This is a genomic window from Geomicrobium sp. JSM 1781026 (assembly GCF_041949955.1).
In the GTDB taxonomy this organism is placed as follows: domain Bacteria; phylum Bacillota; class Bacilli; order Bacillales; family Marinococcaceae; genus Geomicrobium_A.
Genome location: NZ_JBHFQF010000006.1, coordinates 273,828 through 296,858 on the forward strand (window position 1 = coordinate 273,828; position 23,031 = coordinate 296,858).

The window sequence follows — 23,031 nt, forward strand, 5'->3', positions numbered from 1 at the left end:
GCTGCACATGCGAATATTGCACACAGCTGATTGGCATTTCGGTCGCTCTTTAGAAGGAAGAGACCGGTTATCTGAACATGCTGCATTTGTTGATGAACTCGTAACGATTGTTGAAGAAGAAGCGGTGGATGCGATACTCATCGCCGGTGATCTATACGATAGCATGAACCCGCCAGCAGCTGCGGAGGAGCTCTACTACGAAGCATTAAGTCGTTTATCCGACGGAGGCAGGCGTCCGATTGTCGTGATTGCTGGAAATCATGATCAACCTGATCGTCTCGCAGCAGCGCTTCCTCTCGTTCAGTCGCAAAACATGTACCTGGTAGGTATGCCGATTACCGGGCCTCTCCACGTCCCGATCAAATCACACGACGTAACAATGAAAGTCGCCGCGTTACCTTATCCTTCTGAATCAAGATTACGGACGAGCTTTTCAAATAATGGAAGCTTTGACGGAGATGATTTGGCATTCCAACAGACGTACGACGAGCGGATTCAACAACTTTTTAAGCAAATGACCCAATCATTTTCCGATGATGACATTAATATAGCGACGAGTCATATTTTTGTTGGGGGTGGAGCGGCGACGGATTCCGAGCGCCCCATCGAAGTTGGAGGTGCCTATACGGTTCGTCCTACGAGCTTGCCGGAAAATGTGAGTTATACGGCACTTGGGCACTTACATCGCCCCCAATGGGTACACCACGCCCCGGCTCCAACTCGATATGCAGGGTCACCGCTATCCTTTTCGTTTAATGATACGGGTGTATCTAAATCAGTAACGGTAATTGACGTCGTGCCTCATGAAGACGCTCATATTCGAGAGATACCGCTCAAAAGCGGCAAGCCTCTCGTGAAATGGCAAGCGAAGAACGGACTACAGGAAGTTTACAAATGGCTGGATGAATCGGCATCACTTGATTTTTGGGTGGATTTGTCCATTCATAGCGACCACACGTTGCGCCCTGAAGACATCCAAAAAATACGACGGTCCCACCCGGGCATTGTGACGATTCGTGCGGTATTACCAGAAGAACAATATGTAGAGCGAGAAGAGCGTCGAAACTTACCGATCGATGAACTGTTTAAACAGTTTTATGAAAAGAAGACAGGTGGAGCTACCCCGGATCAAGAGATTACGGAGTTGTTTCTAAATCTCATTGACCAAGAGAGCACCGAACAGAAAGCAGGTGCAAAATGAGACCTGTCTATTTGAGTATCCGCGGTCTGCATAGCTTCCGTGACGCCGTAGAAATTGATTTTGACACGCTCTGTTCAGGTGGGGTCTTTGGGATTTTTGGTCCTACAGGTAGTGGTAAGTCAACGATATTAGATGCAATGACCTTTGCTTTATATGGGAAAATCGGTCGCAGTGGTGCAACGGGTGCGAGCATGATTAACCAAGCCGAAAAGGAAGCGATGGTCGTTTATACGTTTCGGCTGGGGGTACGTGTGTATACGGCCGAACGAAGAGTAAAGCGTTCCAAAGATGATACACTGCAAACGACGCGTGCACGGTTTTTAGATGTTACAGACGAAGCGGTTGTGCTTACCGACAAAGTGGGCGACATGAACGCTTCAATCGAACAGCTGCTCGGATTGAAATTGGCCGACTTTACACGTGCAGTCGTACTGCCTCAAAATAAATTTTCTGAGTTTCTTCACCTAAAAGGTTCCGACCGACGTGAAATGCTGCAACGGTTGTTTAACCTTCATAAGTACGGCGATGACCTTAACCACAAGATCAAAGAAGGATTGCAACATTTACAAGGGGAACATCGCGTCATTGATGGTGAGTTGCAAGGCATTGGTGAAGCTTCAGAAGCAGCGGTAAACAGAGCGAAAAAAGAAGTGGTGGAAGCTGAAACAACGCTGAAGAAGGAACAAGAAAAAATAGAAGAGCATAAGCGTCAATGGGAAGCTGCTCAACAATTGAAAAGCTTATATGAAGAACTTCAAGATGCGCATAAGGAACAACAGAGCTTAGTTGAACAAAAACCACTCTACGAGAAGAGCCAAAAACGCCTTCGGGTTCACGCTCTTTCCAAAGAAGCGAAACCTCTATTGCTTGCAGTTGAGGAAGCAGCAGCGGACGTGTCTGTGAAAGAGAACGAGTATAAAAAGCAAGAAGAAGCGTTTTCTCAAATCGTGAAAGAGCTTGAAAGCGCAAAACAACAGCAACAACAAGATAAAGAAGATCGTGAGAAAAAAGAACCTGAGCTGCTCGTTCGGCAAGCGAAAATTGCTGATGCCGCAGAACAAGCAAAACAATATGAAGTCGCACGAAAGACGGTAAAAGAGGAACGTGAAAACGAGCAACAATTGAACAAAACAGTAAACGATCTAAGTAAGAATAAAGAAGCTCTCTCACACAGAATTACGGAGCAAAAAGAAAACATCGACCAGATGCAAAATGATTTGAATGCATATGACGATCGAGATGATGAAAGAAAACAAGTGGATGAAGCGTATGCGCATGCCAAGTCTCTTGACGCACTGTTCAAATCGGTCGAGGAAGTCGACGAGCAGCTCGTTCAAACGAGAAAAAAACAAACAGAGATTGAGGCAACGGCTCGGCAAGCGATAAATGACCGAAAGCAAATTGAAGAGAAACTAGCGATCGCTTATGAGTACGCGTTAAACTGGTACTCAACATTTAAAGATCTCGAGCGACAAAAAGCGAAAATGATGGATGCCGTGAAACTTAAGGGAATGCATCACACCCAAGCTTCTGTACATCAGATTGCCCAAAGCTTAGAAGCAGGAAACCCATGCCCAGTATGTGGGTCAACTTCACATCCAAACCCGAACACTGAGCGACCGAGCGAAGCCGAAGAGCGGCTACAAACATTATATGAAAATCTGAATACCGAGACGCCTACCCTCATTTCCAACACACAACTATTGGAACAGATTGCGGGCCAAGTGCGCACAACCGTCGCCATTGATGAGCATCGGGATCGAGAGGTTCAACAAGTAGAAGAAACACTTTATGAGCAAAAGTCCAATGAAAATTTGGTTGCAATCATCGAACAATGGTTAGAACAGATCCCTCCGAAAACGAACACAGTTCAAAAAATCAAAGAGCGGACAGAAACGCTTATGAAAGAACACCAAGAGCAACTGCGCGTTGAACAAGCCCATCAAGCTGAGTTGAACTACGAGCAGAAGACGGTTGAAGAATTAACAAAAAGGCGTAACGAAAAGCATGCGGAGTGGGAAGCTGAAAAACACCGTTGGGAAAATTCTTATTCGGATTGGTCACTTACGACGATCGCTAAAACGAGGGAGCGTGTGCACGAACAAGCGAGCATCATTAGTCGCTTAAGAAAAAATGTGCAACAAGAGCAGCAATCGCTACAGAAGCTAGAAGCCGACCATAAACGACTCGAAGAAGACATTTACAAGCTTGAGATTGACGTCCTTAAATCGCAACATAATCGCCAACAAGCAGAAGCACAAATCTCGTCTTTTGAGAAGCAACATCATGACTTTGTGGACGTAGACAATATCGAAAAAGCAAAAGCTGATGTCGAAGAGCAGATTGCGCGCCTAAAAGCAAAAGTAAAGTCGAGTGACGAGCGAGTACAAATTTCTACGAAGCATTACGAGGAAATTGATGCGAAGCGGACAACAGCTCGGACTCGGTTCGAATCGGCAAAAGAGTTTCAACAAAAAGCCGATAAAGAATGGAGACATTATCAACAAACAAAATCGTTCACAACGTTAAGTGATCTGATTCAATTCGATACTGCTGCGCAGTTATCGGAATGGGTATTGTCTGATGAAGAACGGTTAAAAAATGAAGAACAAAAAGACGACTATGAGCGAAAGATCACAAGTGTTACCGCAAATGTTGAGCGTCTTGAAAAACGCATGGGAGGAAAAACCTTTGACGAAAAGGCGTTTGCCGAGCTTGAGCGTTCGTACAAAGAGAGTGAGTCTCGTGTCGAACTGCTTAAAGAACAACGAACAACCGCCAGATCAAAGTGGGAAGACGTGCAAGAGAAACATGTTCGCTACGCAAAACTTAACAAGAAAAAGGAGCATTACGAGCAACAAATCAGTAACTATAAAGAACTGGAGTCTGTGTTTCGTGGAAAAGAATTTGTTGACTTTTTAGCGGAAGAGCAATTGATTCATGTCACGAAAAACGCTTCGGAACGACTTCATGATTTGACGAGAGGCCGCTATGCTTTAGTGCTTGACTCGAGCGGAGGATTTCTCATTGCAGACTATTTTAACGGTGGTGAGAAACGCCCGACAACCTCTCTGTCTGGAGGAGAGACGTTCCTTACATCACTTGCCCTTGCGCTGTCTTTATCAGCTTCCATTCAACTCACTGGAGAGCAAAACCTAGAGTTCTTCTTTTTGGATGAAGGATTTGGGACATTGGATACGGAGTTGTTAGATACAGTCGTAACGGCGTTGGAGCAATTGCAAACGGATCACCTAGCCGTTGGTGTCATCAGTCATGTTCCGGAATTACAAGAACGTCTTCAAACGCGATTGCTCGTCACCCCTGCTACGGCAGAAGGTACGGGCTCACGTGTGACCGTTCAAAGCTAGCCGACATTCGGCTAGCTTTTCTTCCGTCATCTATTGTTATGAAAAAAATTAAAAAAGTTTCGTCAGTTTTGCTTTCTCAACCGTTACCTATATGAACCGACAAAATAGAAAGGGCCAACCTAATGTTTGATCATCATTATGAACAGTTGTTCCCCGACCTTTGGCGATTTGCCAATAGTATTGCAAGACATGAACATGAAGCAGGAGATCTCATCCACGATGCTTGGACGAGAGCGATGAAACACCCCCACGTCTTTGACTTAGAAGTTCACCAACAACGTGCGTGGTTTTTCAAAACGATGAAACGTCTTTTAATTGATGAACGACGAAAAAGTCAACGTGAAGATGTATTTGATCATACGATTCATGATCGAATTGAATCTCCATTTAGTGACTATGAAAAAATTGAAGTGATGGAGATCCTTTCAACACTTCCCGAAGAAGAAAGAACGATATTATTTCAGAAATATTGGCTCGGATTGTCCAGTACTGAAATTGGTAGACAACTCAATATGCCGCCATCGACGGTTCGATCAAAGATGAAAACGGCATTAAAACAATTGCAAAAATATTAGGAGGAATGATGATGAGCGGTAAATTTGGAAACGTAGGTGTACTCGATTTACGAGAAACGAAAGAAGAAGAAATTAAAGGAATTACAAAAATTGGAAATGTCGGTGTCGTTCTTATACGACAGGGAGGAAGCCATCTATTGCACCAAATCTCAATTGGCAATATCGGGGTCGTCGTTGAGGTTGAGGAAGGATATGAGCTCTTTTTGGAAGACCTCCAAATTACTCGCTCCTATTTAGAAGGGCTTGAACATCCGCTTAAAGCGACTACGACAAGTGTTGTAACCTTTGAACGAGACGTCACAAAAGAAATGATACAAAAATACATTGCCGACATTCAGTATTATGGTCAGGTCAATATTCCGGAAGAGCTTAGAGGTTCGATTCAAACACGCATGACCGACCGAGGCGGTAACATACATGGCTATAATGATGAAGACATCAAGACCATTACAAAAAAAGGCACATTCCGTTTAAGTAAATCGTATCTGGAAAACTTGGATGAAGAAATTCACATGGAAATCAAAGGGGTGTTATACATTGAAGATGATGTGGATGAAGCGTCTTTACAGCGAATGTCTTCACTGTCCGTTAAAGGTGTCATCGAATTACGCAGCCGATTGGAACCTATAGTAACAGCGTTGTTAACATCAAAAAGTACCGTACTAGAGCTCATTCCAGATGACTATTATGTGGTCCCTAAAACCCTTAAATTGCGAGATCAGCAACTTTCCTTTTGGAAACATAAAAAGCTATTCACGGAGAAGCCGATATTTTTTGGAAAAGATGTTGACCGAGAGCGATTGGTGACAACGATCACAAATATTAAATCTTCATCATACATTGTTGGTTCGAGTGAAATTGAGGACGTATTGTATGAACTTGCAGATGGTTTAGAAACAGAGATCTTAGCGATCGACAACGACTTCATCGTCGTCGATGGCAAGGAAGAATGGGATGATGAAGCGATTCAAGGTGTTGATGAAGGGACTTCAATCATTATCAACGGATCACTCACACTAGCTGAAGATGTGCAAAAAGAAACTTTGAAGACGTTAGGCTCGATCTATTTGTTCGGAAAAATGTATGTACATTCTGGAATTAAGTTGGTCGTAAAGCAAAAGTTAGACGTTGATCACGGCAGCATTCGAACAGAGAAGAATGAAGAAGGGACGGGAAACATCGGAGTGCTCAGAATATAGGGAGGTGTATGCGGATGTGGCATGATGAGTTTACGAAAGCATATTATCGGAATGAACGTGAACGACAAAACCGGTATTACCACCTTTCCCAATGGCATCGAGGGAAAAAGAAAAGAAGAGAGCGAAAGCGAGATGAGTAGTGGCCGCTGGCAAGAGTCACAAGAAAGTCATCCCCTCAACATACAAAAAGAGTATGTTGAGGTGATGACCGAATTTATCTTATACATAAACTGGCCTGCTGCCTTTCGGGTTACGTATAAATTTCAATCATCTGTTTGCTCCATTGCCAGAACCTCTCCGCTTCTCGTTGATCAGATGCGAGCGCTTGTTTCACGGGTCGGCGTTTCATTTTGTAATAATACCCTCCGTTGACGATATCGTCAGTCTCTGCTAAGAAGACACTTGTTTCTGCTCCTTGTTCTGCTGTAGAAAAGAATGGCCTCAACACTTGATGCACACCTTTGCCAAAGCCTGTATCTCGATTCACACCGAGAGAAGTGCTCACAGCCCCAGGATGAACGGCAACGGTGTTCGCACGAGTGTGTTTTAATCGTTCAGCTAAACGCATCGTAAACCAAAGGTTCGCGAGTTTTGAGCGCCCGTAAGCTTTCATAATTGAAAAAGAATGGTCAAGGTGAGGGTCTTGTGGGTCAAATGCCCCCCATTTATATGCTCCTGAGGAAAGATTAATGACACGTGCAGAATCTACGTTTATCATCATCGGTAACAAAGATTGTGTGAGTAAAAAATGTCCGAGGTGATTCACACCGAGCATCTTTTCAAATCCTTGCGCGGTCGTTTCACGTTGGAGAGTGACCACACCCGCATTATTAATGAGTCGGTCGAGTGAGGTATGTTTTTTCTGATAGGCTTTTGCGAATTGCTGTACACTCTCCAAGTCGTTTAAATCACAGTACATGACCGAAAAACGACCATGAGGCACTTCAGCGAGCAATTGCTGTTTCGCCTCTTCCCCGCGTGTGATTGATCGACAAGCGATCGTCACATGAGCCCCTCTTCTGCCAATTTCTTGCGCTGTTGCTTTGCCAATTCCTGAATTTGCTCCAGTAATGATGACGTTCATATGCCGCATAGGAAAGTCCCCTTTACTTCCAATAATAGTTTCATATTCCCTTAGTCGTTAGAGGTGAAACAGATTTATAGAAAACGGTTGATAGTCTTTAATTCACTCGCTATGATTAAAGAAGCAGCATTTCAGGAGGAGAGTCATGAGAGACGAAGCAAAGAAATTACTACAAACCTATTACGGATATGACTCGTTTCGCCCTGGACAATTTGAAGTCATAGATTCCATTATGAACGGCCAAGATGTGATGGGAATTATGCCTACAGGCGGTGGGAAGTCGATCTGTTATCAGTTACCTTCTCTACTTCTTGACGGCATGACGATTGTCGTATCCCCGCTTATCTCATTAATGAAAGACCAAGTGGATGAAATACAAGAGATCGGGATTCCGGCTACATACATTAACAGTTCGCTGTCAGGAAAAGAAACCCATCGGCGATTAGAAGCTGCGAAAAGCGATGAGTACAAACTAATGTACTTAGCACCTGAACGGCTCGTATCCCCAGATTTCACATCGAGCTTGCATGAGTTGGATATCTCATTAATCGCCATCGATGAAGCACACTGTCTTTCCCAGTGGGGTCACGATTTTCGACCGAGTTACTTAATGATTCCTTCTTTTATTCAATCTCTAGATAAGAAGCCAAGCGTTCTCGCACTTACTGCGACGGCTACCCCAGAAGTTGCTAGGGATGTGTGTGAAGCTCTTCGTATCCCTGAAGACCAGCGGGTTAACACCGGATTCCTTCGAGAAAATCTGACATTGTCAGTCATTAAAGATCAAGACGCTGACAAGTATATCGTCAATTACGTTAGAAAAAGTGCCGGAGAATCCGGGATCATTTATGCAAGCACGCGAAAAGAAGTCGAGAGAATTTATCACTACCTTACACAAAAAGGAATTCAAGCTGGCAAGTATCACGGTGGCATGGATTCCGAGTCGCGTGAACAGAGTCAAGAGCAGTTCGTTTATGATGAAGTAAACGTCATGGTTGCAACGAATGCGTTTGGGATGGGTATCAATAAATCCAATGTCCGCTATGTGATCCATGCACAGCTTCCCCGGACGATTGAAGCTTACTACCAAGAAGCGGGGAGAGCGGGGAGGGATGGCCTGGACAGTGAATGTATATTGTTATTTTCACCACAAGATGTTCAAATCCAAAATTTCTTACTAGAGCAAACCCAACTCTCTGAAGACAGGAAGCAGCAAGAGTTTTTAAAACTCCGGTCGATCGTGAATTATTGTCATACAGAAGATTGCTTGATGAAGTTTATATTGAAGTATTTTGGTGATGATGACGCACAAGATTGTGGACGTTGCCTTCATTGTACGGACCAACGTCAGACCGTCGATGTGACCAAGGAAGCGCAAATGGTATTCTCCTGTATGAAAAGAACGAGGGAGCGATTTGGAAAGACGATGATTGCTGGAGTGCTTGCGGGTTCCAGTAATCGAAAAATCATTGATTTTAAACTCGATCAACTTTCTACATATGGGCTCATGAAAGGTCGCTCTCAACGAGAGATTACCGCTTTTATTGATTTTCTTGCTGCCCATCGTTACGTCACAATCGGTGAAGGCCAGTATCCGGTATTAACACTAAATGAACGGTCCGTTGATGTTCTTAAAGGAGAAGAACGGGTGTTAAAGAAAGAAACGGTTGCTACGACGAGTGTTAGTGTGGATGATCCCGTGTTTCAACAGTTAAAGAAAGTGCGTACTCAGCTTGCAAAAGAACATTCGGTCGCACCTTATATGGTATTTTCTGATCAAACATTGCGGCATCTCGCGGTCAGTCAACCAAAAACGAAACAAGAAATGCTCTCGATCAAAGGGATCGGAGAGCATAAATTAGATGTTTACGGCGAAGCTTTTTTACAAGCACTGCATCAAACCGTCGAATGATAGTAGTGTACGAACGATGGGGCGTTGAAGTTGGCTTGAAGGAATGAATCATAAAAGTCACGGTAACGCCCGTCGTTTTCTAGCAGTCTTTCAAGATGTTTCGCAATCCCTATTTTCTCGAAAGCAACGAGAGGAGGGGATTGTTTTAAGTTTTTCTCCCGATAAAAGATCTCTTGATAGACAATTTCCTCTGGGGTGACACCTGCTTTGATTCGATCAATGAGGCGCGCTTCCCGTTCATCAATGATTTGCATATAATCTTTTAACTTCGCATGATAGTCTTCCCGAGAAAATACACCTTTGTGATGGAGCGTCACGTAATGCTCCACATCATAGCCGAGCGTTTTCTCCGCAGACGCAATCATCTGATTAATGTTCGAATCAGCGTTGTTATACCATGGCCCAAAAGAAGTGAGGTCGTAATCCCCGACGATCATTACTTTCTCTTCTGGGAAATATGGGCAGCAAAAGCTCTCACAATGACCAGGTGTATGAATCATTTGCACTCGTTTTCCAGCGACAACAAATTCTTCATCGAATGGGTAGATCTCTTTGTTGCGATCAACGACTGATTGAAACGCTCGTCCTTCCCGGCTCTTAATCATCGCCTGGAGGTTTTGTTCCCCTTCGACAGCATAATTGCCACCTATTTTGAGAAGCTCCTCCATAGAACTGAGTTTCTTGGCGTCAAGCGGGTTGACATGCACTTGTGCGGTAGGGAAATGCTTGATGCCCCACGTATGATCAATATGAAAGTGGGTGAGGAATATTTGACTTATATCATATTGGTCATGGATGTAGGAGAATGCTTCTTTTCCGGCACCCGCATCAATGAGTGCAGACTCCCCGTCACCGACCACAACCACATTGGTGGTGAACGGTACGCGACTGCCATTCTCACCACGTATAATTTCTAAATCTCCAATCCGTATCGTATTCTCTCTATCCATCGAATTGTCCTCCGATCATCGTCTAGGTGTTGGTTAGATCGTTGTTCGCACTTCCCATAACTCTGGGAAGAAGTACTGATCAATTACTTTTTTAAGGTAGCTTACACCTGATGAACCGCCCGTCCCTTTTTTATTACCGATAATTCTTTCGACGGTCTTCATGTGGCGAAAGCGCCATTGTTGGAACCAATCTTCAAGGTCAACAAGCTTTTCGGCTAGCTCATAAAGCTCCCAATGGTCATCTACGTTTTCATATACAGCTTGCCAAGCTTTTTGTACACTTTCGTGTGTCGTATATGGCTTGGTAATGTCGCGCTCTAGTACATGTTGGTCAATAGCAAAGCCCGCGCGACTGAGCGCTTGTATCGACACGTCATACAAGCTCGGTCTATTTAGCTGGTGTTTGAGCTTTTCGTAAATCTCGGGTTCGTTCTCGTAAATCTTTAAGCTATGTTCGGTTTTATATCCGAGGGAAAATTCAATCATTCGGTACTGATAGGATTGAAACCCTGATGCTTTGCCAAGAGCATCTCTAAACTCCATGTACTCTGCCGGAGTTAACGTTGATAACACATCCCAACCTTGGATGATTTGCGATTGGATTTTTGAAACTCTCGCGAGCATTTTGAATGCAGGTGAAAGTTCACCAGCTTGTATTGATTGAATTGCCCGATCTAACTCATGAATAATGAGCTTCATCCATAGTTCACTCACTTGATGAATAATGATGAAGAGCATTTCATCTGGATGATCTGACAACCGGTTTTGGCTGGAGAGAATTTGATCTAACGTCAAGTAGTCACTGTACGTCATATTGTCTTTAAAATCGGTATGGATGTCTTTCTCATTTTTAAACGCTTTCAATTGATCGTCATTGTCCAAAACATGTTCCTCCTAACGTTTGCTTCTTTAGAACGGCTCGGACCGGACTACCATCACCGTGTGTAATTGCAAGCGGTAATGCTGATAGAAAATAGCCCCCCGCTTCAACGTGGTCGAGCATAAGGTTTTCCAATATATACATGTTGCGTAAATTTAATCTTTTATGCGCGAGCATCGATTTGCTATCAAGCGGATCAACAGACGGCACATCCACACCAATGAGTTTTACTTCTTGCTCAAATAAATAGTCAACCGCCGCTTCGTCTATCGCTGCAATTGAATCCGGAAAACGGTTCGCATCGTTCGGTATTTTTGTTTTAAGTAATACGCGACGGGCTTTAATCGGTCCGCATTGTTGCAACGCTTCTTTTGAGATGGTTGGATAAGCGGATAGATCCACAACTTGTGCGGGTCCGATAAAAGGTTCAATCGGCACATCGCCCATCCTTTGACCTTCTTTTTCTGCATGGTACGGTGCATCTGCATGAGTTCCGCTATGAAGGCTCAGCTGAATTTGCCCGATGGCAACGGATCCGGTGTCGGCGTGAGAGTAAGTTTCTTTATACGTGAATGGAATGTCACCGGGCCAATGAGCGAGTGAGCCCGTGAGCGGTTGGGTAATATCAATCCACTCGCTCATGAGACGACATCCCGCTCTTTACTAAACTGTTCATATGCTTTCGTCGACATAATTTCATAGAGTGCATCCACCACATGATAGATTTCCTCATATGTATTATACAAGGGCACAGGTGCGAGACGGATCCCGTTTGGTGGCCGTAAATCGGGCACGATGCCATTCTTTTTAAGAGCTTTAACGATTCTAGCCGCTTCGTGATGCTCTAAATATACATGCCCTCCACGTTCTTTGTTACCTCGCGGATTGCTGACAGTAAACTGAAACGATGATAGGCGGGCATCAATCAGATCCATAAAATAAGCCGTCATCCGTAACGAACGCTCACGTAGGGCGTTAATGCCTATCTGCTCGAACATATCTAAACTGGCAATTAATGGCGCAGTGCTCAAAATGTGGGGTGTGCCAATTTGAAATGACCCGGCATCATCGGCAAACGTAGGTTCATGATTCATGTCGAATTGCTTTTCTTTATTCGAACCGAACCATCCGGCAAGGCCTGGGGTTTTCACGTGATGTTTCTCATGAACGAACAGCCCACCTGTACTTCCAGGTCCGGCATTCACATATTTGTAGTTGCACCAAAAAGCAAAGTCCACTTCGCAATCATGAAGTTGGTGGGGAATACTGCCGATGGAATGGCAAAGATCAAATCCAATCGGAATGTTCTTATCATTTGCAGCCCGGGTAATCGCTTCGATATCAAGCACTTGTCCACTCCGGTACAACACTGAAGGCAAAACAATGAGTGCAATGTCGTCACGCATAGCAGCAATGATGTCATCGGTATGTAAGGTCAGGCCATCACGGGATTTAACTTTCACAAGGTGATCGTCAGGGTTTTTATTTTTTTGTTTGAGTTGACTTTCTAGCGCATAAATATCACTCGGGAAGTTCAATTCATCTGCGAGAATCTTCGTTCTGTTCCCTTCAGGTTGATAAAAAGTGGCAACGAGCTGATGAAGATTCGTTGTCGTTGACCCAGTGACAATCACTTCGCCGACGCGTGCACCAATGAGGTTGGCGCTTTTTTCTCCAAGTTGCTCACTTAAGTAAAACCAAGGATGATCGCCTTTCGTCCAGCCATCAATGGCATGTTGTTTCCAACTTTCTAACAGTTCAAGCACTTTTTGTTCCGCGGATGTTGATAAGAGTCCGAGGGAATTTCCGTCAAAATAAATGTGAGAATGGTTTGTGTAAAACTGATCACGAAGTGATGCGACCGTTTCTTGATTGTCCATTTCTTTTGCCTTTTCTAATGTATAACGGTGCAAAACATACGACCTCCTTCATCATCGATTTCTGTACTATCTTCTCATGAACGATGTATCTTTTCCATATTTCTCTCTAAACAATAATTTTTTGAATATTGCATTCATAAACGGTATAGTATAAGTGTAAGCAAATATCTGATAGGGGGCTTGGAGATGTTGCGTTTTTCAAAAGTAGAAATGATCCGTCTTTTGAGTGAGTTATGCGGGATTCCTCGACCTTTCCTGGTGGATATGGAAGACGATGCACTAAAACGGTTGTTTCATGAACGTCTGTCAGTACACCAACCATATGCACTCGTACCTTCCCACAAGAAATCATCATAAATGGCAAGCACTCCATAGGGGGTGCTTTTCTTTTGTCTGCAGGCAGTCCCATCAATTAGAATGATAATGTATACTGAAGAAGATGAAACACGGGCATAGCGATGCGTGTGTTTCCGCTTGTTTTACGTGACATTACATGCAGTAGAGGATGACGAAATCATGACAAATCGCGGGTACGTACAAATCGATTTTCATCATAAAGAGACAGGCCCACTGTTGTTCACGAATCCCATACATATCATAACGACAAACCACGTTGACGAAGTCGACCGATGTCTAGATGAGGTTGGTTCGTGGACGGAACGAGGGTACTTTGCGGCAGGGTTTATTTCATATGAAGCAGACATACGAAGTTTTTCGGTTCATAAGGAGAGTGGCATGCCGCTCGTTTGGTTTGGCATTTTTTCGAAAGCTAAAGCTGTGCCACAATTGAAGAAGCCAAAGCCATATGATGTAGGTCATTGGGAAACGAAAACGACCAAGAGTAAATATATGAAAGATATTGAAACGATTCACGAACATATCCGCCAAGGCGATACGTATCAAGTCAATTATACGATGCAATTGGAAAGTCAATTTCTTGGAGATGCGAAATCGTATTATGAGGATTTGAAAACGAAACAACAAGCCGCATATAGTGCGTATGTGGACATTGGGGATGGCCGTAAAGTTGTGTCGGTCTCCCCTGAATTGTTCTTTTCGAAAACTGACAATGAACTTATGACAAAGCCGATGAAAGGAACGATTCGTAGAGGGGAAACGTCTTCAGAGGATGAGCAACTAAAAAAAACGCTCGTACACTCTGAGAAAGATCGTGCGGAAAATGTGATGATCGTCGATCTTCTTCGAAATGATCTCGGTCGCATTGCGAAGTTAGGTTCAGTTCATGTGAATGATTTGTTCCATATTGAACAATACCCGACCGTTTGGCAAATGACGTCTGTTGTGGCGTGTACGATGAGACCTGAAGTGAGATTTCGGAAACTCGTTCGTGCTCTCTTCCCTTGCGGTTCGATCACCGGAGCGCCAAAGCAAGAGACGATGAAAATCATTCAAGACCTAGAGGCCGACCCCCGAGGGGTGTATTGTGGATCGATCGGCTACGTTACACCAACTGGGGATGCGCTATTTAATGTGGGCATTCGTACCGCATCAATCATGAATGAATCCATTCGCTACGGTGCAGGGGGTGGGGTAACGATCGATTCAACGGCGGAGGGGGAGTATGCGGAGGCTTTGCTTAAAACAAACGTTGTGGAGCAAGTGAAATCGAACTTCTCACTGCTTGAAAGCATGTTGTTAAAAGAAGGTCGGTACGCTCGTTTGAACGAACATATTGAGCGGCTTGCCGTGTCTCAAATGACATTTTCACGGTCGCTTGACGAAGACAATATAAAAAAGGCGCTGTTGGAATACGCGGAGTCGCTTGATCACTCAACGACGTACAAAGTTCGGTTAGTTGTTGGACCTACCGGTGAATGGTCGATCACTCATCAACGGATTGAACACTCGGGCATACGGACAGTCGAACGTGTGGGCTGGGGAACCCGACCTGTCCACCGCGGTGACCTGTTTTTACGCCATAAAACGACGTTGCGCAGCGTGTATGAAGAGAGACGTCTTCCAAATGTGTTTGATGTGCTTTTATACAATGATGAAAATGAAGTGACCGAATTTACAATCGGCAATGTCGTTGCCAAAGTGAATGGGAAATACGTCACACCTCCGTTGGAATCGGGGTGTTTGCCTGGTGTTTTCCGTCGACATTTATTACAACAAGGGACGATTGAAGAACAAGTGCTGACCGTGGATGACGTTTTGTTCGCCGATGAGTTATGGCTTATTAATAGTGTACGTGAATGGGTGAAGGTGCGGTTATCTTAAAGTGATGCAAACAAATGTTCGTGCGTGTTATACTTACGGTATGGAATGAAAGGGGGAGATCAAATGCTTTTTGAAAAACCGAACCTTGAGCAACTGATTGCTCAGTTAAAAGAAGACGAGCATGTGGTGCATTGGCACACGATCCCACCTCAAGAAGCAAGGCATGCCCCTTTGCCTAATTTGGACGAGCGGATCATTAAAGCGATGGAACGTAAAGGTATTGAATCCTTATACACACATCAACGTGATGCGATCGATGCGACAACGGCAGGATCAAATATTGTAACCGTCACTCCAACAGCATCTGGCAAAACGCTCTGCTACAATTTACCAGTACTTCAATCCATTGCTCAAGACCCTGAATCGAGAGCGCTCTACTTATTTCCAACGAAGGCTCTCGCACAGGATCAAAAAAGTGAACTCGCAGAATGGATTGAAGACTCGGGTATGGATGTGAACAGCTATACGTATGACGGTGATACTGCACCTGCAATCAGACAAAAGATCCGACAAGCTGGACATGTGGTCATGACCAACCCAGATATGTTGCACACGTCAATTTTGCCTCATCATACGAAGTGGGTATCTCTGTTTGAAAAGCTTAAGTACATCGTGATTGATGAACTTCACATGTATCGTGGGGTATTTGGTAGTCATGTAGCGAATGTCATCCGACGTCTCGTACGACTGGCCCAATATTACGGCAGTCGCCCGCAATTTATTTGCACGTCTGCAACAATTAAAAATCCGAAAGAACTCGCGGAGCGACTCACTGAACAATCATTCTCGTTGATTAACAACAACGGAGCACCCACAGGGAAAAAACACGTCGCTTTTTACAACCCGCCTGTCGTAAACAAAGCATTAAACATTCGTCAGAGTGCTTCCAAAAAGGTGCGGCAGTTGGCAAGAAGAACGCTCGAAGCAAGGGCGCAACTCATTGTGTTTGCCAAAAGCCGTGTTCGAGTAGAAGTCATCTATAGCGACCTTCAATCAATGATGCAACAAGAGTGGGGGCCGGCTTCGATTCGGGCGTATCGCGGTGGCTATTTGCCAAGTGAGCGCAGAGCAATTGAACGAGGATTAAGAAATGGAGAAGTACGCGGGGTGGTGAGTACAAATGCATTGGAGCTAGGCATGGATATCGGGCAACTGCAAGTGTGTATACTCACAGGGTATCCTGGCTCTGTGTCTAGTCTATGGCAACAGGCCGGACGTGCAGGAAGACGCCAAGAAGAGGCGCTTGTTATTGTGGTGGCTGGCTCCACACCGATCGATCAGTACGTGATGAATCACCCAGCGTACGTGCTTGATTCTCCGGCAGAGGAAGCGCGAATTGAACCGAACAACTTACTCATTTTGATGGATCATGCGAAATGTGCAGCATACGAGCTACCATTCCATGTTGACGATGAGTACGGAGGCGTGCCAATTAATGACATTATGGACTATTTAAAAGATCAGCAAATTGTCCATTTGCGAAGAGATAAATGGTACTGGATGAGTCAAGCGTTCCCCGCCCACAATATAAGTCTTCGATCTGCTTCTCAAGAGAACATTGTGATCATTGATCAATCTGAGCAAGGTAAAACAGCGGTCATCGGGGAAATGGATCGTTTTAGTGCGATGACGCTCTTGCATGAAGAAGCGATTTACCTACACCAAGGTGAACAATTTCAAGTTGAGGAATTGGATTGGGAAGAGAAGAAGGCTTATGTCAAACACGTGGACGTCGAGTATTTCACAGATGCGAACCTTAATGTCAAGCTTTTCGTGATTGAAGAAGACGAAGCGGTTGCCCGCGCCCACTATCGCCGATCTTTTGGCGACGTAGCTGTCACGATCATGCCTTCAATTTTCAAGAAAATGAAACTATCGACTTACGAAAATATCGGTTCTGGGCCAATTCATCTTCCTCAAGAAGAGTTGCATACGTCTGGCGTTTGGCTAGATTTCGATGAATCCGCACTTCTCCAGTTCGGCAAAAATCGGTTTGAGCATATGCTTGTAGCACTGAGTACGATGCTTCATCATTTGGGAGCGGTTATGACAATGAGTGACCGTAGTGATTTGCACACAGCCGTACAAATTAAAGCCGATCATTCCGAGCTGCCAGCCATCTTCTTATATGACCATTACCCTGGTGGGATTGGACTTTCAGAAAAAGTGTATCAGCGAATGGATGAAATTCTTCACCGCTGCCTTCTGCTGAGTGAACAGTGTCCATGTGCGCATGGGTGTCCGTCTTGTTTAGGTTCAGGCGAACACGAAGGACTCAAGCAAGATGTAAACCGTTGGCTTGCGACACTCATAGAGTAAGGTTGTGGAACAACATGAACTTTAAAAAGAAATTGGCGCGTATGAAGCCGCATTTACAAACAGAGGCTGCTCAGCCAGAACCTCCGACAAACCATCAACCGTTAGAAACGAAGCAGTGGCTTGATCTGCAATGTAGTGTGATTGAAACCGATCAAGGGACGGTCATTCACCGCCAAAACACATATCCACTCGGAGTAGCCGAAAGGGATACATTATCTTTTTCACATGTGTTTAGCGAATGGTCGAACTTGTCTGTTCAGCAACACCCTCTTAAACCTAAGGATCATACACAGCCAAGTGATTTGTTGTTTTTGGATACCGAAACGACAGGTCTTAGCCACGGTGCAGGCAATATGATTTTTATGATTGGTACAGGTAGAATTGTGGGTAACCAAATGGTCATTGACCAATATTTGTTGCCAGGTCCAGAGAACGAAGTCGCTTTTTATGATTACTTTTTAAAACAAGTTCACCATCTGGATGCCTTAGTAACATATAACGGCAAAGCATTTGATTGGCCACAAGTGAGAATGCGACATACGATGCTTAGACACGAGCTTCCTCGACTTCCTGAATTTGGTCACTTTGATCTGTTGCACGCAGCGAGGCGACTGTTCAAACATCAATTGCCCTCGTGCCAACTTAGCGTCGTAGAAGAAGAAATTCTACAAATGGGCAGAGAGGAAGATACACCGGGTTACTTGGCGCCGATGTATTATCAAGATTATTTACAAACAGCGGACCCGACCCACCTTATTGGTGTGTTTGAACATAATGAACAAGACATCAAGTCGTTGTTCACGCTGTACCTCGAGTTGTCAGACCGGGTGCTAGGCGGTGGAAAAACATTTGATGAGGCATTTGAAATCGCTCGGTGGTGGAAGCAGCAAGGAGAATGGCGCTTAGCGCTACACCAATTTACCTCTCTTGTAGATAAAGGTTATGGGAATGAGGCCGTCGTCGAACGTGCGCGCTTGCTACGAAAACATGTCAATGAGGAAGAGAGTGTCAAGCTCTACGAACAGTTGTATACGGCTGCCTCTATCCATAAAATCGAAGCAGCCCGTGTGCTTTCCATGTGGTATGAACACAAAAAGAAACAGTACGACGATGCGCTTAGTGTTGCATACCAAGGCCGTCTTTGGTGTGAGCATGAGCCAGCTAAAGAAAAAGCAGCGTGGGAGCATCGGATTCATCGCTTAAAAGGGAAATGTGCACACAGATGACCACCCATTATCCGAGTGGGTGGTCATCTGTGTAGAATTTCACGCCGGCGGGGAAGTACTAGATCAGTTGAACTAAAGATATTCACTGAATCCGGATAACCGAGACCGGTCTTTACGGGCAAACGCCTACCGATCGTCTGTTGAAGTAAATCTCACTCCGATGTCGATCGTTGTTCGTTACTGCAAGGGTTGTGGGCAACATGGAAGACGTTTGCTGAATGGTAAATAGACGTGACCGATGTCACCACCTGGCGCAAGCGTGTGATCTCCTGGCACTTATGTGACAATCCAGCCTTTAAACCGTGCACCTTCGACCCTCAACGGTCACATAGATCCTGATTTGTGACCGTTGACTCCGTTTATGGGCGCATCCACGTTTACATTAATGACTTTTTCTTTCCAAATTGTCGCGTAAATGAATATATGGGGCATTTGGGGCTTCTTTCCACACACCTAAGTAGCGAGGTAATGTCGCCCTTGTGCTCTGAAGTACATAGAAAACACGGTGGCAGATGTTTCGCCACCGATGTTGCACTTGTAGTCTGGACTACAAGCATCCACCTGATGTGTTTAGCAACAACAAACTGGACAAGTAGGAAAATGTTACGTTCATTCTATATAAATCCGTTGAAGCCACGTTTAGCACTCTGGAACGTTCAAGCCAGTTTGCTTCTTAAGCGGTTCCCTTTTCACGTTTGCTGGCGGGAAATATTGCCAAGCGATTATTTCCCGGGCAAGCGCACGGTAACCCAAAAACGAACAAGAACCATCCGGTTTCTCCATGCGGGCTTGTTATTCCTTGTCGAATGCTGCATAGATTTATACCCATTCCCTTGAAAATAGGTGCTTGCACGATAACGCTTGCTCAATCTTTTTCATATAGTAACACTAAGCTTACAGAAAAGGAGGAAGATTCATGAGCAGACATTGTGGTAAAGGCAACTTTGGCGGTTATGGAAATTGGAATGGCAATGGGAATGGGTGCAACAACCAACCCATCGTATTACCAGCTGTAGTTCACCCAACGAAGTGTGACACATCATTTAGCAACCAAGAGTATATTATTCCGGAGGTGCACCCATCGCACCATACGCACGTTCATAAAGATGTGTATAAGCATGTTCACAGCCATCCTCACACGAATGAGAACTTATATGAGTGTGAAACAGAGCAGTACGATTGTGGACCTGGTAATGGAATGGTTGGCGGACAAATGATGAACGGGAATGGCCATATGGGTGGTCATCACCATAAAGGAAAAGGCTGCGGCCATCGCCCTTGGTAAGTAAGGACAACCATATAGGCAAAAACACCGGTATAGAGCATTTACCGGTGTTTTTCTTTTTAGGTATTACGGGGGATTTACGATGTAATAAATTGACTTTTCATCGGTATTCTGAAAAAATAAATGGATAGAAGATGCAAGAGATTAAATGCGTGGGGTGAGGATCATGCCGGCCAATGCACAATTAGATGCAAAGAAAATTTTGGATAAAGACTTTAAGACGAGCATGAAAGGGTACAACAAAGAAGAAGTGGACCAGTTTTTGGATCATATTATCCAAGACTATGAGCTATTTCAGGAACATATTATTAAGCTTGAAAAAGAAGTGGATCAACTTCGTAAAATGCAGTCATCTACAACAGTTCAACGCAGTCAACGCAATGCACCTGCTCAAACAGAACGAACGCAAGCAGCGGAACCGTCAGTAAACAATGCTTCAGGTACAACAAACTATGATATTTTGAAACGGTTATCGAACCTGGAGAAAGAAGTATTTGGAAAGAAACTAAGTGAGTAATGATGAGGTTGTGCACGTATATGTTGATGCTGCTTGTGCTGGGGACCCAGGAAAATGTGGGCTCGGTGTTTTCTTGAAACATCCGAGTGGAGACGTCGAACGGTTTAGTCTACCGAGTCACCTGACGCACATTCATGCAGCAGAGTTTGCGGCGTTAAAGGCAGGGATGGACCTTGCGATTTCACGTGGATATACGCATGCACGGTTTTTTACAGATTCACAACTCGTCGACCAATCTGTTCATGATGGCAAGGTGAAAAACCAAGTGTATAAGCCTTACTTGCATGATATTTTGCTACTGAGCATCGAGTTTCGTTTATTCATTGTCTCCTGGATCTCTAATGCAAGGAATAAAGAGGCAGACCATCTAGCGAAACAAGCCATTCATAAACAACTCGAAACGTAGCATTGCACATTTCTGCCATTCGCGATATAATACAGCTTGCGCATACGCTGGATCGGGCTCAGGCAATCGCTCTGCTTCTTAAAGGAGCAGAGAGGAAAGTCCATGCTCACACAGCCTGAAATGGCTGTAGTGTTCGTGCTTGACGAAACCATAAGTCAAGGCAGTATTGTATACTGACGGCGATTGGAACACCTACGTATCCTCTTTGGGTATACGGTCGACCATCTGAAAGTGCCACAGTGACGTAGTCTTCTCGGAAACGAGAAGAGTGGAACGAGGTAAACCCCGCGAGTGAGAAACCCAAAAATATGGTAGGGGCATTTCTGTAACGGAAACGTTAGAAGAAGGCGGCTTTTAGCCGCAGATAGATGATTGCCATCGTCATGTGAGGTGAATAGCCGCAGCACGGCGATACAGAACATGGCTTATCGAGCCCTCCAGCCTCTGAAGGACCCCGTATTCGGGGTTTTTTTACTTTAACCATCCACCCGTGATAATGTAGATGAGAAACTGTTTAAGGAAGAAGGTTCTAGCTATGTCTAAAACTTATACGTATATTGCAACCGCAACGATGGGTCTAGAGAGCATTGTTGCCAAAGAAATTCAAGCGCTCGGTTATGATACAGAAGTTGAAAATGGCAAGGTCATGTTTGAAGGCCCAATTGAAGCCATGATTGAAGCCAACTTATGGTTGCGGACGTCAGATCGTGTGAAGCTTGTGATTGGAAAGTTTCATACCGACACGTTTGACGACTTGTTCGAGCAGACGAAAGCACTGCCTTGGGAAGAGTTTATCCCAGTATATGGAGAATTCCCTGTTGACGGCCGCTCGGTTAAGTCCACGTTGTTTAGTATTTCAGATTGCCAACGAATCGTAAAAAAGGCGATCGTGGAACGGCTGAAACAAACGTACAACCAAGACTGGTTTCAAGAAGAAGGTCCGCAGTTTAAAATTGAAGTGGCTCTTTTAAAGGACGAAGCCACACTTACAATTGATACGTCAGGAGAAGGTCTTCATAAACGAGGTTATCGCTATTTACACAGCATGGCTCCACTAAAAGAAACATTAGCCGCTGCTTTAATTAAGCTAACCAATTGGCGATATGACCAAGTGCTTGTTGATCCGTTTTGTGGCTCAGGCACGATTCCGATTGAAGCTTCACTCATGGCAAAAAACATTGCGCCAGGGCTTTACCGAAATTTCGCATCCGAGCAGTGGTCATGGGTACCAGAGCAAGCGTGGAGTGAGGCACGAGCGAAGGCGAAAGAGAAGATTAATGATCGAGACGTCCATATCTATGGATTTGATAAAGACCCTGAGATGGTTAAACTTAGTGAGAACAATGCGGAGTTGGCTCACGTCCCGGAGATCCGTTTCTCGCGGTCAGCCGTTGATCAGCTTCCAGCGATCGACGGAAGAGGGGTGCTCGTCATGAACCCGCCTTATGGGACAAGACTAGAAGATGAAAAAGCAGTCCAAAAGATCTACAGTCAATTGGGAACTCGCGTACGGCAAGCGTATGATGACTGGTCTGTATATGTGCTCACGGCAAACGAACAATTTGAATCACTATATGGAGCAGATGCTACGAAAAAAAGAAAGCTTTATAATGGCAACATTAAAACCGACTATTATCAATACTGGGCAAAAAGAAAACGATAAATGAGGAATAAGTTTCATTCTTTCGGCGTATACTGGTCACATGTTTTTTTGGAAGGGGACATGACTTATATACGCTGATTGTGTTGATTACTCGATATTTTCACGAATTCAACATGCGATGTTGCACGTCGAACAAGCCGTTGTGGAATCACAACTTTCAGAGGATCAAAGAAAAAACATAGATCAAGCGCTTTTGGCTGCCAACATCCGGTACGACCAAGCGATGAACTATCAGCTTAATAAAAAGAACTGCCGCTACAGCTGAATGCGGCAGTTCTTTGTTTCTGACAACGGTCAAGAAATCATGTAAGGTTACGAGTAAGAA

The 23,031-nt window shown here is 44.5% G+C and carries 19 protein-coding genes and 1 other RNA gene; 15 read left to right on the top strand and 5 right to left on the bottom strand.

Annotation, left to right across the window (positions count from 1 at the left end):
* The first annotated feature begins 7 nt into the window (after positions 1–7).
* From ACE1TF_RS13065 to ACE1TF_RS13085, 5 genes are all read left to right on the top strand, one after another.
* Positions 8–1,201 (top strand): exonuclease SbcCD subunit D C-terminal domain-containing protein, encoded by a 1,194-nt coding sequence (locus ACE1TF_RS13065; RefSeq protein ID WP_042396574.1) that lies wholly within the window; start codon positions 8–10, stop codon positions 1,199–1,201.
* On the top strand, positions 1,198–4,569 hold the full coding sequence (locus ACE1TF_RS13070; protein ID WP_375017341.1) for an SbcC/MukB-like Walker B domain-containing protein: 3,372 nt from the start codon (positions 1,198–1,200) through the stop codon (positions 4,567–4,569). The genes ACE1TF_RS13065 and ACE1TF_RS13070 overlap by 4 nt, the downstream gene beginning before the upstream one ends.
* A gap of 122 nt (positions 4,570–4,691) precedes the next feature.
* Entirely contained in the window at positions 4,692–5,144 is a 453-nt protein-coding gene (locus tag ACE1TF_RS13075; protein WP_375017343.1) for an RNA polymerase sigma factor, read from the top strand.
* A gap of 11 nt (positions 5,145–5,155) precedes the next feature.
* Complete coding sequence (locus tag ACE1TF_RS13080; RefSeq protein ID WP_375017345.1) at positions 5,156–6,343, top strand: hypothetical protein; 1,188 nt, start codon at positions 5,156–5,158, stop codon at positions 6,341–6,343.
* A 14-nt stretch (positions 6,344–6,357) separates the two neighbouring features.
* The gene (locus ACE1TF_RS13085; protein WP_255357819.1) at positions 6,358–6,483 is read left to right on the top strand and encodes a hypothetical protein; all 126 of its coding nucleotides are present in this window, start codon (positions 6,358–6,360) and stop codon (positions 6,481–6,483) included.
* A 110-nt stretch (positions 6,484–6,593) separates the two neighbouring features.
* Here ACE1TF_RS13085 and ACE1TF_RS13090 read toward each other — a convergent pair whose 3' ends face one another.
* On the bottom strand, positions 6,594–7,436 hold the full coding sequence (locus ACE1TF_RS13090) for an SDR family oxidoreductase (protein ID WP_375017347.1): 843 nt from the start codon (positions 7,434–7,436) through the stop codon (positions 6,594–6,596).
* A gap of 136 nt (positions 7,437–7,572) precedes the next feature.
* On the opposite strand from ACE1TF_RS13090, the gene recQ reads away from it, so the two are divergent.
* On the top strand, positions 7,573–9,339 hold the full coding sequence (recQ, locus tag ACE1TF_RS13095) for a DNA helicase RecQ (protein WP_375017349.1): 1,767 nt from the start codon (positions 7,573–7,575) through the stop codon (positions 9,337–9,339).
* Here the strand turns inward: recQ and ACE1TF_RS13100 are convergent.
* Genes ACE1TF_RS13100 through kynU form a run of 4 tightly spaced genes read right to left on the bottom strand, consistent with a single transcriptional unit; the run spans position 9,324 to position 13,049 of the window.
* On the bottom strand, positions 9,324–10,289 hold the full coding sequence (locus tag ACE1TF_RS13100; protein ID WP_375017351.1) for an MBL fold metallo-hydrolase: 966 nt from the start codon (positions 10,287–10,289) through the stop codon (positions 9,324–9,326). The two genes, recQ and ACE1TF_RS13100, sit on opposite strands and share 16 nt — an antisense overlap.
* A 33-nt stretch (positions 10,290–10,322) precedes the next feature.
* Positions 10,323–11,171 carry a tryptophan 2,3-dioxygenase gene (gene kynA / locus ACE1TF_RS13105; RefSeq protein ID WP_042396603.1) on the bottom strand — a complete coding sequence of 283 codons (849 nt, stop codon included), beginning with the start codon at positions 11,169–11,171 and terminating at the stop codon, positions 10,323–10,325.
* The gene (gene kynB, locus ACE1TF_RS13110; protein ID WP_375017353.1) at positions 11,161–11,811 is read right to left on the bottom strand and encodes an arylformamidase; all 651 of its coding nucleotides are present in this window, start codon (positions 11,809–11,811) and stop codon (positions 11,161–11,163) included. Before kynB ends, kynA begins: the two co-directional genes overlap by 11 nt.
* On the bottom strand, positions 11,808–13,049 hold the full coding sequence (kynU, locus tag ACE1TF_RS13115) for a kynureninase (protein ID WP_375017460.1): 1,242 nt from the start codon (positions 13,047–13,049) through the stop codon (positions 11,808–11,810). The genes kynB and kynU overlap by 4 nt, the downstream gene beginning before the upstream one ends.
* A 186-nt stretch (positions 13,050–13,235) precedes the next feature.
* On the opposite strand from kynU, the gene ACE1TF_RS13120 reads away from it, so the two are divergent.
* From ACE1TF_RS13120 to ACE1TF_RS13160, 9 genes are all read left to right on the top strand, one after another.
* Positions 13,236–13,406, top strand: a complete 171-nt coding sequence (locus ACE1TF_RS13120; RefSeq protein WP_193744612.1) for a hypothetical protein — start codon at positions 13,236–13,238, stop codon at positions 13,404–13,406.
* Between the two features lie 159 nt (positions 13,407–13,565).
* Positions 13,566–15,290, top strand: a complete 1,725-nt coding sequence (gene pabB, locus ACE1TF_RS13125) for an aminodeoxychorismate synthase component I (RefSeq protein WP_375017355.1) — start codon at positions 13,566–13,568, stop codon at positions 15,288–15,290.
* Positions 15,291–15,353: 63 nt separating this feature from the next.
* Positions 15,354–17,609: a DEAD/DEAH box helicase gene (locus ACE1TF_RS13130; protein ID WP_375017357.1), complete on the top strand. Its 2,256-nt coding sequence runs from the start codon at positions 15,354–15,356 to the stop codon at positions 17,607–17,609.
* Between the two features lie 14 nt (positions 17,610–17,623).
* Positions 17,624–18,835, top strand: a complete 1,212-nt coding sequence (locus tag ACE1TF_RS13135) for a ribonuclease H-like domain-containing protein (protein ID WP_375017359.1) — start codon at positions 17,624–17,626, stop codon at positions 18,833–18,835.
* Positions 18,836–19,751: 916 nt separating this feature from the next.
* Positions 19,752–20,120: a CotD family spore coat protein gene (locus ACE1TF_RS13140; protein WP_042396606.1), complete on the top strand. Its 369-nt coding sequence runs from the start codon at positions 19,752–19,754 to the stop codon at positions 20,118–20,120.
* A gap of 166 nt (positions 20,121–20,286) precedes the next feature.
* Positions 20,287–20,637, top strand: a complete 351-nt coding sequence (gene gpsB, locus ACE1TF_RS13145) for a cell division regulator GpsB (RefSeq protein WP_042396608.1) — start codon at positions 20,287–20,289, stop codon at positions 20,635–20,637.
* Positions 20,630–21,043 carry a ribonuclease HI family protein gene (locus tag ACE1TF_RS13150; RefSeq protein ID WP_042396610.1) on the top strand — a complete coding sequence of 138 codons (414 nt, stop codon included), beginning with the start codon at positions 20,630–20,632 and terminating at the stop codon, positions 21,041–21,043. The genes gpsB and ACE1TF_RS13150 overlap by 8 nt, the downstream gene beginning before the upstream one ends.
* A gap of 54 nt (positions 21,044–21,097) precedes the next feature.
* Positions 21,098–21,476: RNase P RNA component class B (rnpB, locus tag ACE1TF_RS13155), an RNA gene on the top strand.
* Between the two features lie 102 nt (positions 21,477–21,578).
* A complete protein-coding gene (locus tag ACE1TF_RS13160; RefSeq protein ID WP_375017362.1) occupies positions 21,579–22,706 on the top strand; it encodes a THUMP domain-containing class I SAM-dependent RNA methyltransferase in 1,128 nt (375 codons plus the stop codon).
* Positions 22,707–23,031: the final 325 nt, after the last annotated feature.

Excerpts from the sequence above, each read along its gene's own strand:
- ACE1TF_RS13065 (WP_042396574.1), top strand. The coding sequence starts at position 8 with ATGCGAATATTGCACACAGCTGATTGGCATTTCGGTCGCTCTTTAGAA.
- ACE1TF_RS13070 (WP_375017341.1), top strand. The coding sequence starts at position 1,198 with ATGAGACCTGTCTATTTGAGTATCCGCGGTCTGCATAGCTTCCGTGAC.
- ACE1TF_RS13075 (WP_375017343.1), top strand. The coding sequence starts at position 4,692 with ATGTTTGATCATCATTATGAACAGTTGTTCCCCGACCTTTGGCGATTT.
- ACE1TF_RS13080 (WP_375017345.1), top strand. The coding sequence starts at position 5,156 with ATGAGCGGTAAATTTGGAAACGTAGGTGTACTCGATTTACGAGAAACG.
- ACE1TF_RS13085 (WP_255357819.1), top strand. The coding sequence starts at position 6,358 with ATGTGGCATGATGAGTTTACGAAAGCATATTATCGGAATGAACGTGAA.
- ACE1TF_RS13090 (WP_375017347.1), bottom strand. The coding sequence starts at position 7,436 with ATGCGGCATATGAACGTCATCATTACTGGAGCAAATTCAGGAATTGGC.
- recQ (WP_375017349.1), top strand. The coding sequence starts at position 7,573 with ATGAGAGACGAAGCAAAGAAATTACTACAAACCTATTACGGATATGAC.
- ACE1TF_RS13100 (WP_375017351.1), bottom strand. The coding sequence starts at position 10,289 with ATGGATAGAGAGAATACGATACGGATTGGAGATTTAGAAATTATACGT.
- kynB (WP_375017353.1), bottom strand. The coding sequence starts at position 11,811 with ATGAGCGAGTGGATTGATATTACCCAACCGCTCACGGGCTCACTCGCT.
- kynU (WP_375017460.1), bottom strand. The coding sequence starts at position 13,049 with ATGGACAATCAAGAAACGGTCGCATCACTTCGTGATCAGTTTTACACA.
- ACE1TF_RS13120 (WP_193744612.1), top strand. The coding sequence starts at position 13,236 with ATGTTGCGTTTTTCAAAAGTAGAAATGATCCGTCTTTTGAGTGAGTTA.
- pabB (WP_375017355.1), top strand. The coding sequence starts at position 13,566 with ATGACAAATCGCGGGTACGTACAAATCGATTTTCATCATAAAGAGACA.
- ACE1TF_RS13130 (WP_375017357.1), top strand. The coding sequence starts at position 15,354 with ATGCTTTTTGAAAAACCGAACCTTGAGCAACTGATTGCTCAGTTAAAA.
- ACE1TF_RS13135 (WP_375017359.1), top strand. The coding sequence starts at position 17,624 with ATGAACTTTAAAAAGAAATTGGCGCGTATGAAGCCGCATTTACAAACA.
- ACE1TF_RS13140 (WP_042396606.1), top strand. The coding sequence starts at position 19,752 with ATGAGCAGACATTGTGGTAAAGGCAACTTTGGCGGTTATGGAAATTGG.
- gpsB (WP_042396608.1), top strand. The coding sequence starts at position 20,287 with ATGCCGGCCAATGCACAATTAGATGCAAAGAAAATTTTGGATAAAGAC.
- ACE1TF_RS13160 (WP_375017362.1), top strand. The coding sequence starts at position 21,579 with ATGTCTAAAACTTATACGTATATTGCAACCGCAACGATGGGTCTAGAG.